Consider the following 14,548-nt stretch of genomic DNA (forward strand, 5'->3'; position numbering starts at 1 on the left):
GCAGTGAAGGGTGCAAAAGATGCCAAGCGCCTATTCAGCAGGCATTTTGTCGACAACCCACTAACGAATTCCCGCAAACCCCATTTCTGAATAGGCAACCAACCGGGTTTTCTCAGAGCGCGCGTCGAAAGGACTCTCATTGCGTAAATAGAATCGCTACCAAAGCGCCAAGCAGCCTCGCTGCAGTGCAGAAAGCGCCGCCGATTATTCGTTCACATTACGCACAGTTTCTAAGCGCCTTGGATATTCGCGCGACGTTTCCGCATGCCGCGCGGTAATTCGGCAAACCTGCCCTCCTTAGCATTTGACCGGAAACTGCCCAGATCGAAGCCTGATTTTGCGGTGGTCGGTTTTCGTCCGCTCCGCACCGGGATTCAGGCGATCTGGAGGAAGTTGAATGACTCGAAATGGGCCCGATGCGAATGTCCCGCCCCTGCAGACCGTCGGTCGCTCGAACCATTCGCGGATCGGTGAGGTCCACGCTGTTAGCCGCCCGGCGACGTGACGGCGGGGAAGACGGCTTTCAGGATGCGTTTGATCTACCTCGTTCACGACCTCGACGATGCCGCGATCTGGCGACGCGTTCAGATGTTGCGCGCTGGCGGCGCCGAGGTAATGCTCGCAGGTTTCCAACGCTCAGCACGGCCACTACCGGAACCTGCGCTCATTCTCGGGCATACCGCAAACGGGAAAATGGCCCAGCGCGCGCTCTCGGTGCTCAAGGCCCTTCCCGGTCTCGCCAAGCAGTTTCCGACGCTCCAAGAGACTGACGTCATCATTGCCCGCAATCTCGAAATGCTCGCGCTCGGCGCGGTCCTCAAGCGACGCGCACCGGCGGCACGTCTCGTCTACGAATTGCTCGACGTGCATCGCCTGTTGTCGGGGAACGGTCCGGCGTCCAAGGCAATCCGCGCCATTGAAGCGGCGGCGCTCAAATCCGCATCGGGGCTTCTGTATTCCTCGGAAGGGTTCAAACGCGGCCACCCTCAGCCGTTCGAGAAGCTCGCGCCGCACCTGTGCCTGATTGAAAACAAGCCGCTCGCGCTTGATCCGGCACAGCTTCGCGAACGCGTGCACCCTCTGGAGGGGCCGCTGCAGATCGGCTGGAATGGAATTCTCCGGTGCCGCTGGTCGCTGGATACGCTCGACGAACTCACCCGCAGTGCTCCAGGACATTTCCGGGTCACAATGCGCGGACGTCCGGCGCTCGATCAAATCCCGGATTTCCATGAGCGCGTCGCCGCAAATCCAGACCTCGAATTTGGCGGTCCCTATACCGCGCCCGATGATCTCGATGAGATTTACGACGCGGTCGATCTTGCCTGGCTAATCGACCGCTACGAGGCCGGAGAGAATTCGGACTGGTTGCTGCCAAACCGCCTTTACGAAGGCTGCCTGCATGGTGCGATCCCGGTGGTTCTTGCGGGAACCGAGGTCGCAAGACGTACCGAAACTCTCGGCATCGGGGTTGAGGTGGCAGAACCGTCGAGCACGTCGGTCGCGCAAGCCCTCAGCGGTCTGAGCCATGCGGATATCCAGAGGTTTCGGCAAGCGGTCGCTGCAAAGCCGCGCTCCACCTGGGAGGCGGGTCGCGCAGAATGCCGCGCGCTCGTGTCCTGGTTGGCGGATCTTCCCACGCTTGGCGCGCCTCGCAGCGACGCCACGCATCTGCGGGAGGCGCAATCGTGAGCCGCATCCTCATCGTCATCCCTACGCTGAATGAGATCGACCATATCGCCTCGGTCCTCTCGACGCTTTTGCCCTTCGCGCGCGCCCAAGACGCGACCGTCATAGTGGCAGACGGCGGATCGACGGACGGGACCTGCGCCGTGGTTGAGAAGATGGCACAGGCAACGCCGCAAATCGTCCTGCTGCACAATCCCGACAAGCTGCAGGCCGCAGCGGTCAACCTCGCCGTGGAGCGTTTCGGCGACGAGGCGGAATGGTTGATCCGCGTGGACGCACATAGCGCCTACCCGAGCGATTTCTGCGAAACGCTGATGAACGAGGCCATCGACACCGGCGCCGACAGCGTCGTCGTCCGTATGCATGCCGAAGGGGTGTCCCCACTACAGACCCAGATCGCGCGGGCTCAGAATTCTCGTTTCGGGAATGGTGGGTCGGCACATCGCGGCGCAGGGGAAGGCCGTTGGGTCACTCACGGTCATCATGCCCTGTTTCGGCTGAGCGCATTTCGCTCGGTCGGAGGTTACAACACCACATTCAGCCATAACGAGGATGCGGAACTCGATCACCGCCTGATCCGCGCGGGCTTCAAGATCTGGCTGACCGCAAGCACCTTCGTCCGCTACTTCCCGCGCAAATCCCTGCGCGATCTCGCATCGCAATATTTCCGGTTCGGCAAGGGACGTGCCCGCACGCTTGCTTTGCATCGCGAACGCCCGGCGATGCGGCAGGCGATCGTCGCGGCCCTGGCGCCGGCACTCGCCGTTGTCGTGCTGGCCCCGCTGCACCCGATCTTCGCCCTACCTGCGATCGTCTGGCTTCTGGGCTGTGCGGTTGCTGGACTGGCGATCGCCATTCAGACGAAGCGCCTCGCCAATCTCACGGCTGGCCCGATTGCGGGTATCATGCATCTGGCCTGGTCCGCGGGGTTCTGGGCACAGATTTTGGGCAATAGCATGCCAACCATCGGTCGCGGGGTGCCCGAGTGACCAGTCCGAAGCGCAAAGACAAGATCGGCATCGGCCTGTGTACTTATCGTCGCGAAATCGTGCGCGACACCCTCGCCTCGCTTGCCGAAACTCTCCCGCCGGACCTCGATATCTGCGTCATCGTTGCGGATAACGATCTTGAACCCTCGTCCGAAGACCGGGTTCGTTCGGTGCCGCTTCCCTTCGAGCTGCACTATCTGCACGCGCCCGCCCATAACATCTCGATCGCGCGCAATGCGGTTCTCGACGCGGCCGAGGCGCAAGACTTGGACTGCCTCGCCTTCCTTGATGATGACGAACGCGCCCTGCCCGGCTGGCTCCCTGCCCTGATGGCGGCGCGCCGATCCGAAGAGAGCGCCGCGGCGATCGGCCCCGTGCGCGCCTACCACAATGACGCGGCCCCCGAGTGGATGCGCGCAGGCCATATCCACGACACCCTCGCCGAGCTTGATAGCGAAGGGCGCGTGCGCGCGGGCTACACCTGCAACGTGTTGCTCGACCTGAAACACCCCGCCGTCTCTGGCCTGCGGTTCGATCCCGAATTCGGTCGCAGCGGCGGCGAAGACACGATCTTCTTCGACCAGATCAAGCGCCGCGGCGGGACGCTTGCCTACGCCCCGGACGCTTGGCTCGAAGAGGATGTCCCTGCGGAGCGTGCGACACTTTCGTGGCTTTTGCGGCGCCGCTTTCGCATGGGCCAGACCCATGCCGTTCTGGTCTCGCAGGGCAAGACGTTCGCTGCACGCATGATCGAACTCGGACGCGCCGGTGCGAAAGCACTCGCCTGCCTCGGACTTTCGCTGGGCCACGTCACCGACCCCTTGGCGCGCAACCGGAATCTGATGCGCGCGGCCTTGCATATCGGTGTCGTCTGGCGACTTGCCGGCGGAAGCCGAACGGAAATCTATGGCGGCGCATCTGCCGATGCCACGCACAACACAGCCTCAAGGCGCAACGCGCGAGGAACGACCTCTTGAGACAGACGCAATTCAAATTCGCAGATACGAGCAACGATCTCGAGCGGCCGATCTCGAAACCGCCCGAGACCGTAACGCTGGGCCAGCTCACGCGTATCCTGCGTCGCCGGCGGTGGTCGATCATCGTGCCCGTCGTGATCCTCGGCATCCTCGGGATCATCTATCTGGCGACCACGCCGCGCAGTTACCTTGCCAATTCACTGCTGCTGCTGGATGCGAATATCAGCCGGTCGATCGAACAGCTCGGGGCTTCGGAGAGCAACAATCTCAGCGAGTCCGCCCTTGAAGATGCCCGGCTGATCATCCGCTCCGACCGCATCTCGCAATCGGTCGTCAAAGAGCTCGATCTTCTCGATAATCCCTCCTTCACGTCGCCGCCGAGCTCGCTGTTTTCCCGGCTGATCGGCGGTGCGATCAATACGATCCGCACACCGATCAACTGGCTGCGCTCGAAGCCCGAACCGAGCGGCACAACCACTCTGACGCCCGAACAGATCACCGCCGCGCGGCAAGACCTCGCCGCGCGCGCCCTGCAAGCGCGCATCGATGTCGGGCGTGTCGGCAGAAGCTCCGTGATCTCGATCAGCTACGAATCCTACGATCCGGCCATGAGCGCCGCGATCGTGAATTCGCTCGCCGAGGGCTACATCGCCGACGTCCTCAATGCGAATTTCGAAGCGACCGAGCGGACGACGAACTGGATGCAGGACCGGCTGACGGAGCTGCAAAATCAGGCTCAGCAAGCCGCGCTGGATGCGGAGACCTTCCGGGCCGAGCATGGGCTCGTCTCCTCGCGCGGCGTTTCGATGACAAAGGATTCCGTCGTTCAGCTCAATGCCGAGATGGCCAATGCGGTCAGCGATGTGGCCCGCGCTCGGGCGCGCGTCGATACCTACAACCAGATCATTGCCGGCGGGGTCCAAGCCCTCGTCGATGGCGGCTCCACCGGGGTCGGCGGCGGGAGCGACCCGGCCCTGCAGCAAGCCCGCGATACGCTCACCGACTCGCTGGCGATGCTCAATCAGATCAAGACCAATTTCGGCGAAGATCACCCGCAGTATAAGGTCGTCCAACGGCAGGTTCAGGCGGCTGCGGAACGCCTGTTCACCCTTCTCAAGCAAGGAAGCGCACAGGCGAAGAGCGATCTTTCAAGCGCCGAAGCGAAGGTCGATGCGCTCAAGAACAGCCTCGGTCTCGCGATCGACAGTGACACGAGCTCCGGCACCGTCGAGGTTCAATATAGCGCGCTACAGCAACGCGCCGACACGCTCTCGACGCTGTACCAGGCCTTCCTGACGAAGTTTCAGGAGATCGAGCAACAGAAATCCTTCCCCGTCTCGAACGTTCGGATCCTGACCAAGGCGGACGTGCCGCGCAACCCGGTCGGTCCGAGCACCAAGCGCGCGCTTGCGATCTCGATCGTGCTCGGTTTGATCATCGGGATGATGATCACGGCCTGGCAGGAATGGCGGGAGCGTTTCCTGCGCACCTCGGATGACGTTCAGGACGAAACCGGCGGACCGTTCCTCGGCTATCTGCCGGAGTTCGAAACGTCGGCGCAGTCGGAACCAGTCCGATCGATCACGAGCACCGCCGTGTTCCAGAACCTGCGGGACGGGCTCGCCGAGAATATCTCGAAACCGAGAAACGGGTCGCATTCGACCAGTGAAAGCGCCATCTACGCCGTGCGCCACCCCAGATCTTTCTTCGCGGAAACCTTGCGCAGCGTGCGGCTCGCCGCAGAAATTCGCGCGCCGGTCGAGACCGGGGCAATCGTTCTGGGCGTCACCTCCGCACGTCCCGAGGAAGGCAAATCGACGGTCTCTCTCAATCTTGCCGCCGTGCTCAACATGTCCAACGCACGGGTGCTCTTGATCGATAGCGACATCCGGCGCCCGGGGCTCAGCCAGCGCCTCGACTTCCGCCATGGCGACGGACTTGTCGAAGTGCTTGCCGGCCGCGCGCCTTGGCGCAACTTGGTGCGTGAGGTGGAAGGCACCGGTGTGCATATCCTGCCCTGCATTCCGCCGAATGGCTTCACCCACAGCGCCGAGCTGTTGTCCTCACGCGGCATGCGCGAGTTGATTGCCGAGGTGCGCGGCGAGTTCGATTTCGTGATCATCGACCTCGCCCCGCTCGGCGCAATCGTCGATGCGCGTGCCATGATCCCGAACCTCGACACCGTGCTCCTCGTGGCAAGCTGGGGCAAGACGCCGAAGTTGATGCTGAACCGCATCCTCTCGGCCAATGCAGCGTTGCGCGAGCGCCTCTTGGGAACGGTGCTGAACCGCGTGGATATGGAAGATTTGCGTGACTTCGTCGATGTCTCCAGCACCGAGGCCTATTTCGAAGATTACAACGGGTATTTCGGGGATCCGGGAAAAAGCTGGGACAAGCCCGAAATGCGCGGCACAAATACCAACACACGCAACAATTGAATTTCAAATGCTTGACCGGTTATTATCGAGAAGGTAACCGCTGGAGCCCAGCCCAAGTTTCGGAGTGCCAAGCCATGCGCTTGATGCCATTTCTCGTCGTCCTGACTCTTGTCACGATCATCGCTGGCGCGGTCGGGTTCTGGAATGGCATGTCTTTGGGAATGGTCGCGATTTTGTGTATTGCGATCTTCTTTCTCGGTCAGATCCTGTACGTCGGCCTCGTCGCCATCATGACCCGCGAGGAAACGGCCCGGAGAAAGAATCAGGGGCGCGCGCAAGCCGGTCGCGAGGCTTCGGACGACAATACGACGTCGCAAGTTTCGCGCGGCGCCTACCTCAATCAGGAAAATCGCTGAGCTTCAGCGCACCGTTTAATGTCACACCGCGCGGCTCGTGCTGCGTTCGGCATCACGCATTTTCATGAACCTTGCGTCGGGCTTGGTGCGCAGGATCGCAGGCGCACCGCTTTCGACGATCCGACCCTCTTCCAACGCGAAGACCATATCCGCGAATTCGACCATCGAATAACGATGCGCGATCGTGAGGATAGCCATCGGGGTTTCGATCTTCGCAAGGTTCGCCACGATACGGTTCTGACTTTGCCAGTCGAGCGCGCTCGTCGCCTCGTCGAGGATCAGCAGCTCGGGCTTTCTCAGCAAAGCGCGTGCCAGCGCGATCCGTTGACGTTCGCCCCCTGACAGCAGCACGCCACGCTCGCCCAGCAGAGTGTCGAGCTGCGCGGGAAGCGAGAAGACGAAGTCCGCGGACGCGACGCGGAGGGCCGCCTCCATGTCTTGCTGATCCGCCTCCGGCGCGCCAACTTGCAGAGCTTCGCGCACCGTCATCGGTGGCAGATAGGTGTCCTGCGTGACGTAGGAAATCCGGTGCCGCCAGCTCCGAATATCCATCGGATCGAGGTCTTGACCGTCTACGAGGATCTTGCCGGTCTCCGGCCGGATGAGGCCGCAAATCAGATCCGCGATGGTCGATTTCCCAGAGCCCGACGGCCCGATCAGCGCCGTCACCTCCCCCGCGCGAACGGAAAGGCTGACATCCTCCAACGCACGCGGCAGGTCTTCGCCGTGACGATAGGATACGTTCTGCAGCCGGATTTCGTGCCACGGCGCGCGCGTCGCGATCGGCAATCCCGCTGCAACGTCGCGCTGGCGGATCATCTCACCCTGGACATTTCGAATGTGCTGCCACCCCGGTAAATTCACCAGGAACATCTGCGCTTGCTGCTGAAGCGTCATGAACCGCGGGGCCAGCCGCATCATCACGAGCAGCAAGACCACGATCTCGGAAATCGCGAGGCCGAGCTGCACGAGCGACAGGTAGATGAAGATCACCGCACCGATCGCTTGGGCGATCTGGAAAATCCCGGAGCCCGTCGCGGTGCGCCGCGCGAATTCGCGCGTGTCCGTCCTCTCCATATCAAGGATCGCGTCGAACCCCGCGATCTCCGCCTCTTCGAGGTTCATCGCTTTCGCCGTCTTGAGCCCTGACAGGAAACCCGAGACCGCACGAAACTGGTCGCGCCGTAGCCCCTGCAGCTTCACTCCGTATTCCGCAGACATTTTCCGGTAAGGCCTGAGCGCGAGAAATGCGACGACGCCAAATACGGCGGATAACACCGTCATCGGCACGGAAATCATGAGCCCCAGCGCAACGTAGAGCACAAGCGATGCAGAGCCCTGGATAAGCGACATCAACAACATCGACGCCATCCGAACCCGCTCCACCTCGCCGACGAGCGCATGTTCAAGGTCTGCGTTGCGCTGGCGAACCAGATGATCCCACCGGCTCTCGGCGATGGCGGAAAACAAACCATGCCGCAAGATCGCGGAGAACCTCAGCTGGATGTCGGTGACATAGACCGTGCGCATTCGGTTGAACAAAGCCTGCAGAATGAGAAAGCAGACGAGCATCGAGAGCAGCACGGCGAGCGGGAGCGTGAAGGCGGGAAGCGTCACACCCATGAATTCGCGCTCAGTGATCTCAATGATCGGCGCGCCTTCCTCCGACCGGGACACGAGGCTCAGGATCGGCAGAAGCAGAAGGACGGAAATGCCTTCGCTGAGGCTGCTCAGCATCAGCATGCCCAAGGCGATATAGAGCTTGTTGCCCGCCGCACGACGCATCGTCGTGAAGAGGTTGCGCGCCTCGCTGAGAGACGCCCTGGCGGAGAGAACGTCGCTCAATCCTCGTCTCCAGCCTTTGCGCGATCCGAATTCAGATCGGCGCGAATGGCATCCGCGAGGGTCGTCATCGCGTCAAGCGTCGCGGGAAGGCGCAGGATGCGGACTTTCACCCTCCCGGCAAGCGCGACGGCGTCCCGGAAATGGCGATTGGCTGGCTCTCCCGACAGCAGGTTCTCTCCGAAGCGAACTCCGTAGGAAAACCGCAGGATCGCGGGTAGCGACTGGTTGGCGGCCACGTCGGCTGTGGAAGCCATCTCGCCCTCTCCGCGTTCGAGGATGTAGAGACGCACGGCAGGAGCCGCATATTCTGCCGTCGCATCGCGAGGAAGCTGCACCCGCTTCTTGTCGATTGCCGCATGCACATCGCCCCGCGCGACGGACTTCTGCGGCCGGTGGGCCTCAAGGGCCGCGTCGGACAGCTTCACCTGACCGAAGCCCGACAGAACCTCCCCATCCGGCGTAAAGGCGACAAGGTCATCTGCAAGGAGTTTGCCCCCTGCATTCAGCAATGCCGCCGCGGAGGTCGACTTCCCCGTGCCCTTGTCCGCCATCAGAACGACGGCCTGCCCCCCGAGGGCGACCGCACTCGCATGCAGGACGAAATGCCCCTGACGCCGGAGCGACTCGAACAGGATCGGACCGAGCAGCGGAAACGCGATGAGGTCGTCGCTGACACCCTCTGCGGGCTCGCAAAGAATTTCCGTACCGTCGAGATTGACGGAGAAGGCCCCGACGGTTTGCCAGTAGAACCGTGTTTCCGTGGCCCCGAACTCGTACCAGGTCGGCAAAGATCTGGCGTTTTCGGGCAGTTCCACCGGCGCACGGCGAATGCGCAAGCTGCGCGGCTCTGCCACCGAGCCGGCAACGACAGAGGCCAGTTCCGGGAGTTCAATATCGGAAACGACCTGCATGCCGTATGTGCTGTAGGAATATGCGGGGGCGCCGAGCCCCTGCGCGGCTTCAATATGTTCGAGTTCGGTCACGCGTGGACCTCCCTTATCGGTTCTATTCCAGATGCAATCGGTTGGCGGGCGCGTTCTTCGCGCTCGAGCCACATGTCGAGCCAAGCAGCGCGCCAGAGCTGCATGACCTCCAATCCACCGGCATCGGCGGAGGTGTCGAAAAGCGCCCGCGCGGTCTCTTGAAGGCGCGCGATATTGACGTATGGCTCAAGTCGTTCGGGCGGGTTGTCGATATACCGCCGCAGCCGACCCTGTGGATCCTCGCGCATCGCGCGGCGATTGTTGGCGGTGAAGTCGACCTTCGTCGGTCTCAATCGGACATGCTCCGGCAGGATGCCTTTCATCGCATCGCGCATCAGCGCGCGCGGCTGTCCGTTCTTTATCTTGTCCACATCGGATCGGTTTACGCAAAGCTCGACGACGCGCCGGTCGTAGAACGGGAACCGCAATTGTAGCCCCATGGGGCGCGTGGCTCGGTCGAGCAGCTCGAACGCACTCGGCGTCAAATCCCCCGCCAGCGCGCGCGCATGCGTCGCAAACCCAAATGGCATGTTCGAGTAGATTGCGGTGCTCGCGGCTTCGGAACGCGCGCGCAGATCCAAACGCGAAACCAGCTCCGGCGCGACAATGCTGAACCAATCCGGTTGGGCCGGATCGCTCGAGCTGAAAAGCCGACGCTGCAACCGACCCGCCAATTTCGCGGCGCTACGGTTTCCGCCGTGGCGCGCATAGGCCATCACAAAGGACGCGACCGCACCACGCCCCCCCGCGAACCCGTGCAGCTTTCTCAGCAACGTCCAAAGCTTCGCCCACTCACCGGACCGGGCGAGTTCGTTGAGATAGGAGAAGGACGCGCCTCCGATGACTTCATCGCCGCCATGCCCGTCGATCAGAACGGCATGCCCATCCGCGCGCGCCGCGGAACAGATCGTGTGCGTCGTCACCATGCCAAAGCCCGGAAACGGCTGTTGCTGGTTCGTCAGAAAAAGGTCCGAAAGCGTTGGATCGAGTGCTGTTCCAACGCCGCCATTCAACATCTTGGGCCGGAAGTTTCCGGCCTCCAGAACGGCATCGATATATTCGCCCTCATCGAGTTCAGGCGCAGAGGGAAACCGCAGCGAGTAGGTCGGGAAAGGCTCCGACGACAATCGCGATGCAAGGATCGCCAGCGAACTTGAATCCAGCCCCCCACTTAGCATCGCGGCGGCGGAGCCTCCGCTCATTGCCTCGCCGGTGGCGTCCGAGAGCGCATCTCGCAAGGCCTCGTCAGTTTGCTCGACCGCGCTCAACTCGCGGGGCTCGAGGCTCCACCACGTGCGCGGTGGTGACAGCATGCCATCGCGATAGTGCATCAGCTTTCCCGGAGGCAAGCGGACGATATCTTTCCAAGCCGTGCGCGTCTGATTGGTCAGCTGCCCCGAGAGATGTTCGGTGATCCAGAGGACGTCGTGCTCCGGGCGTTCCCCGGTCATCGCGATGACAGCTTCGGGATCGCTCGCCAACGCAAGCCCGCGCGCATTGGCCCGGTAGACCACCGGCTTGAGACCAAACCTATCCCGGACGACAACAAGGGTTGCGCGCTTCGGATCCCAGATTGCGATCGCGAAAGCTCCCTCGAGCACATGGCCGAGCTCGTCGTCGAAGCGATCATAGGCTGCGGCAACAAGTTCGATGGCCGAGCTGTTTGGCGGCATCGCCAGACGCCGCGCCGTGTCGCTCAGGTGGGTCAGGTCCAGATCTGCCGCAACAAGCGCGCCGGTGGCGCTGCGCGTCGTCTGCGGCCCCGACATGAGAACAGAACAATGCGCGGATGCCTCAACCACCGCGTTCCGCAGCTCGGGAATGGCTGCCAGTTTGGCGGGATCCGCGAACCCGCCGATTGCGCAATGCAGGGCGGGTCGGCTCATGGGCGCGCCTCGCCTTGCGAAAACGCCGTCATATTCTTCAACAGCGTATGGCGGGCGAACTCCGCGCGCGTTCCACCGAGCACGATAATATTGTCCGACATCAACCAGGCATGCGGGCGAAACTCATCCCCGCCCATCGGCAGCGACAGGCGCACGGTGGAGTCGATCCCGCGACGTGCGAGCAAGAGCTGCCCCGACGTGGCCTGCGTCAAGCAGGTCGCTTGCGGAACGAGACGCGCAGCAGCGGCCACAGCCCATGAAATTTCGGCAAGAGTGCCGCGGTCGGCGGCTTTCGGCTCCGGAAAACGCGCGGCGTTGGACACCACGATCTTGCGCAACGCATCGTGGCGGTGGCGCCACAGATCGATACGCACACGCACGACTGTCACGAGCGCCTCGAACAACAGTCGAGCGTCGTGAAGGATCGGCCGCCTCCAACGCATTTCAAGAAGCCTCGACGAGACCGTTTTCGTGAAGGTCGGTCAAGAGCACCGAGACATCCTCGGCAACGGTGTCACGCGGGACAGAATAAGCGCCCGAAATCGTATCGATAATTTCTTCGACGCTCTTTTCGTCGCCCAATAGATTCCAGACGATGGCGCCGATCGAATCCAGACTGAAATAGGCATTGGAATTTAAATCCAAAATCGCGACGCCGTCACCATACGGACAGGCAACACATTCGGAACGAACCCGATACTGGGACATTGCATTCATAGACTACCCACCCACACCTTGAGAGCCACGTTGCATAGAGTGGACAGAGGCGAGACCACGCCCCTGTCCTTCTCATTTTTTTACGAATTACGAGAAGGTAAGACCCGCAATATCCGTACCGGGCGGCAGCACCTGGTCGGCGATCGTGGTGCTACCTGCACCGTGGGTCAGGTCTTCGAGCTTGCCGTGCTTTTGCAGCTGCGGACGAGTATACGTTTTCATCAGTAGATACCCCCTTTTGACGTTACGTACTCATTTTGGCTTGCGCCTCCTAAAGTCTTTAATCAGGCTCCACTTGAGTCAAACCTTAGTCCATTCGGAGCGTCACAGCTTCAGTTCGCTGCGAAAATAACAGGCAAAATCAAGGCAATATTCCCGCGGCCGATTTCAGGGGGTCCAATATGCGAGCATCCTGTCCGAAAACCCGCTCAAGAAATGAGCGCGTTAAAATTTCGCCAGAAAGCTGGACATTTAAAATTGCAACCTTGGGGGAATTAAAAAGTCGCGCAATTCAACCTGGGGTTGATTTCTCAATGGATTCGATTCGCGATTTCGTGAAGGTAGGCGCGTGAGCTTTCCGGAGAAAGAGCTCACTTACGTGAAGCGGCGCGACTGTTCGACACAGGTCGAAATTCTCAGGAAGATGGCATCCGGTCAAGCGCCGCCGATCAGCACTGACCCTCGCCTTCTCTTTGAAATCGCGCGCGTGAACAAGCTGCTGATGCACCCCGGGTGGCCAGACCTTCAAGGCGATGCAGCCGAGCAGGTGAACGCTGAGCTCAACTTCGGACGCATGCGCGGAATGCTTTCGAATAATCGCGGGCTGAAGCTCGCCGCCGAGATCACCGAAGCGCTCGATGCCGGCCAGATTCCGCACCTCCACCTGAAAGGCCCGCTGCAGCAAATCCGGCTCTACGGCACGCCCCTTTTCAAGCCGTCCGGCGATGTCGACATACTGGTCGCCCCCAAGGACCGGATCGCGGCGGGAAAGATCCTCGAAGAGGCTGGGTTCAAGCCCACGGAAGCCGAACTCGGCAGCTGGTGGGTGCATTTCCTCGGCGAACGCCATTTCGAAGCGCCCGACCAACCCATCTTCGTGGACTTGCACCATAGCGTCCAACAGCCCGGCTTGCCGCGCCCTCGGAACTTGGTGGGCTTCCTGCATCGGGCGGTGAGGCAGTCGGTCGCGAACAGCACACTGCCGGTGCCGTCCCCGCCAGATATGTGTTTGATCGCCGCAATCACGCTCTGCAAAGCCTTTCTTTCGCATGAACCTGCGGGCTCTGTGGCCCTCGACATGATCAAGGCATTCGAGGGTCTCGAGCTGGACGAGCGCGATCAACTCGAACAGCTCGCCCGACAGACGGGCCTCTCGGAAACGCTGGATTTCGCCATGGCCCTCGCAACGACCAGCATCGGGCAAGACGGCCTCCCGCCGCGATCGCACGAACTGCTTGCCGACCGTTCTGCGGAAACCGTTCGTGACATGGTCTTTCAGCCTTGGAAGAAAGGGCTGAGTTTTCCCAGACGGCGCGAAATTCTGGCAAGCCTCTGCGGGCGCGACCTGTGGCGTCTGGTGCGCGAAAGCAATCGGGCCTTCCTCTCGAACGCCTTCCTTAACGTGATCGCGCGCACACGAAAGCCCGTCGGCGAAGTGGGAGAAACCAAGCGATGACCCCCGAGATTTGCGTCGTAATCACGGCTTATAACGCCGAAGACACGATCGGCGATGCGGTCCGGTCCGCACTCGAACAGGCAGAGGTTGCGGAAGTTGTCGTGGTCGATGATGCCTCCACGGACCGAAGTGCAGAGGCTGCGCAGGACGCCGCAGCGGGTGACGCGCGCCTGATCGTTCTTAGAAACGACAGCAATCAGGGACCGGCCGCGGGTCGCAACCGTGCGATCGCCGCCTCCCGGTCCCCGTTTCTGGCAGTGCTCGATGCCGACGACTTTCTGCTCCCCGGCCGCTTCTCGCGCCTTCTCGCCTATGAAGGCTGGGATCTGATCGCGGACAATATCGCCTTCGTGCCCGCCGATATGGCGCAGGCCTTCGACCCTACCCGGCTTCCCGACAGTGAGACGCGGGTTTTCGAACTCGATCTGGCTGGGTTCGTCGAAGGGAATATGGGCAAACGCGGCGAGACGCGGGGCGAACTTGGCTTTCTCAAACCGCTCATGTCGCGCGCCTTTCTGGAGCGGCACGCCCTGCGCTATGACGAAAGCCTGCGGTTGGGCGAGGACTTCGATTTCTATGTGCGCATGCTCGCGCGCGGCGCGAAATTTCTTGTCTCCAATGAATGCGGCTACGCTGCACGCGTGCGGGAAAATTCGCTCTCGGGCCGGCACGGGACGAAGGATCTCGGCGCGCTGATGACAGCGGCCTCTGCACATCTCGACGACCAATCGGTGCCCCGCGCGGCGAATTCCGCCATGCGTCGGCATCACGACCAGATCCGCGACCGCTACCTGCTGCGGCGCTTTCTCGACATCAAGGCGCAGGACGGTCTCGGGGCGGCCTTCGGCTTCTCTATCAAGCCGCCGCGGAACTTCATGCCGATCGCGTCGGGTATCCTGCGGGACAAATTGCGTGCACAAAAGCAACCCGCCGCACCGGTGACGAATACGCTCCGCCTCTTGCTTCGACCCGAGGACTAGAGAGCGCTGCCTGCCG

The 14,548-nt window shown here is 61.7% G+C and carries 13 protein-coding genes; 7 read left to right on the forward strand and 6 right to left on the reverse strand.

Annotated elements, in window-relative coordinates:
* The first annotated feature begins 528 nt into the window (after window positions 1–528).
* From BMI87_RS07100 to BMI87_RS07120, 5 genes are all read left to right on the forward strand, one after another.
* The gene (locus BMI87_RS07100) at window positions 529–1,689 is read left to right on the forward strand and encodes a hypothetical protein (protein WP_078520452.1); all 1,161 of its coding nucleotides are present in this window, start codon (window positions 529–531) and stop codon (window positions 1,687–1,689) included.
* Window positions 1,686–2,675, forward strand: a complete 990-nt coding sequence (locus BMI87_RS07105; protein WP_246832660.1) for a glycosyltransferase family 2 protein — start codon at window positions 1,686–1,688, stop codon at window positions 2,673–2,675. Before BMI87_RS07100 ends, BMI87_RS07105 begins: the two co-directional genes overlap by 4 nt.
* Window positions 2,672–3,652 carry a glycosyltransferase family 2 protein gene (locus tag BMI87_RS07110; RefSeq protein WP_078520453.1) on the forward strand — a complete coding sequence of 327 codons (981 nt, stop codon included), beginning with the start codon at window positions 2,672–2,674 and terminating at the stop codon, window positions 3,650–3,652. Before BMI87_RS07105 ends, BMI87_RS07110 begins: the two co-directional genes overlap by 4 nt.
* The gene (locus BMI87_RS07115; RefSeq protein ID WP_146681528.1) at window positions 3,649–6,090 is read left to right on the forward strand and encodes a GNVR domain-containing protein; all 2,442 of its coding nucleotides are present in this window, start codon (window positions 3,649–3,651) and stop codon (window positions 6,088–6,090) included. The genes BMI87_RS07110 and BMI87_RS07115 overlap by 4 nt, the downstream gene beginning before the upstream one ends.
* 74 nt (window positions 6,091–6,164) lie before the next feature.
* A complete protein-coding gene (locus BMI87_RS07120) occupies window positions 6,165–6,446 on the forward strand; it encodes a hypothetical protein (RefSeq protein ID WP_078520455.1) in 282 nt (93 codons plus the stop codon).
* Window positions 6,447–6,467: 21 nt separating this feature from the next.
* On the opposite strand, the gene BMI87_RS07125 is transcribed toward BMI87_RS07120, so the two are convergent.
* From BMI87_RS07125 to BMI87_RS22915, 6 genes are all read right to left on the reverse strand, one after another.
* Entirely contained in the window at window positions 6,468–8,291 is a 1,824-nt protein-coding gene (locus tag BMI87_RS07125) for an ABC transporter ATP-binding protein (RefSeq protein ID WP_078520456.1), read from the reverse strand.
* Window positions 8,288–9,274: a hypothetical protein gene (locus BMI87_RS07130; protein ID WP_078520457.1), complete on the reverse strand. Its 987-nt coding sequence runs from the start codon at window positions 9,272–9,274 to the stop codon at window positions 8,288–8,290. The genes BMI87_RS07125 and BMI87_RS07130 overlap by 4 nt, the downstream gene beginning before the upstream one ends.
* Window positions 9,271–11,160 carry an asparagine synthetase B gene (locus BMI87_RS07135; RefSeq protein WP_078520458.1) on the reverse strand — a complete coding sequence of 630 codons (1,890 nt, stop codon included), beginning with the start codon at window positions 11,158–11,160 and terminating at the stop codon, window positions 9,271–9,273. Before BMI87_RS07135 ends, BMI87_RS07130 begins: the two co-directional genes overlap by 4 nt.
* A complete protein-coding gene (locus tag BMI87_RS07140; RefSeq protein ID WP_210402463.1) occupies window positions 11,157–11,564 on the reverse strand; it encodes a lasso peptide biosynthesis B2 protein in 408 nt (135 codons plus the stop codon). Before BMI87_RS07140 ends, BMI87_RS07135 begins: the two co-directional genes overlap by 4 nt.
* 40 nt (window positions 11,565–11,604) lie before the next feature.
* Window positions 11,605–11,877, reverse strand: a complete 273-nt coding sequence (locus BMI87_RS07145; RefSeq protein WP_078520460.1) for a PqqD family protein — start codon at window positions 11,875–11,877, stop codon at window positions 11,605–11,607.
* 87 nt (window positions 11,878–11,964) lie between these two features.
* Window positions 11,965–12,099 (reverse strand): hypothetical protein, encoded by a 135-nt coding sequence (locus BMI87_RS22915; RefSeq protein ID WP_256365664.1) that lies wholly within the window; start codon window positions 12,097–12,099, stop codon window positions 11,965–11,967.
* A 346-nt stretch (window positions 12,100–12,445) separates the two neighbouring features.
* Between BMI87_RS22915 and BMI87_RS07150 the strand changes: the two genes are divergently transcribed.
* Window positions 12,446–13,552, forward strand: a complete 1,107-nt coding sequence (locus tag BMI87_RS07150; protein ID WP_146681529.1) for a nucleotidyltransferase family protein — start codon at window positions 12,446–12,448, stop codon at window positions 13,550–13,552.
* Entirely contained in the window at window positions 13,549–14,532 is a 984-nt protein-coding gene (locus BMI87_RS07155; protein WP_078520462.1) for a glycosyltransferase family 2 protein, read from the forward strand. The genes BMI87_RS07150 and BMI87_RS07155 overlap by 4 nt, the downstream gene beginning before the upstream one ends.
* Window positions 14,533–14,548 lie beyond the last annotated feature (16 nt).

This window comes from Thioclava sp. F28-4 (assembly GCF_002020045.1).
In the GTDB taxonomy this organism is placed as follows: domain Bacteria; phylum Pseudomonadota; class Alphaproteobacteria; order Rhodobacterales; family Rhodobacteraceae; genus Thioclava; species Thioclava sediminum.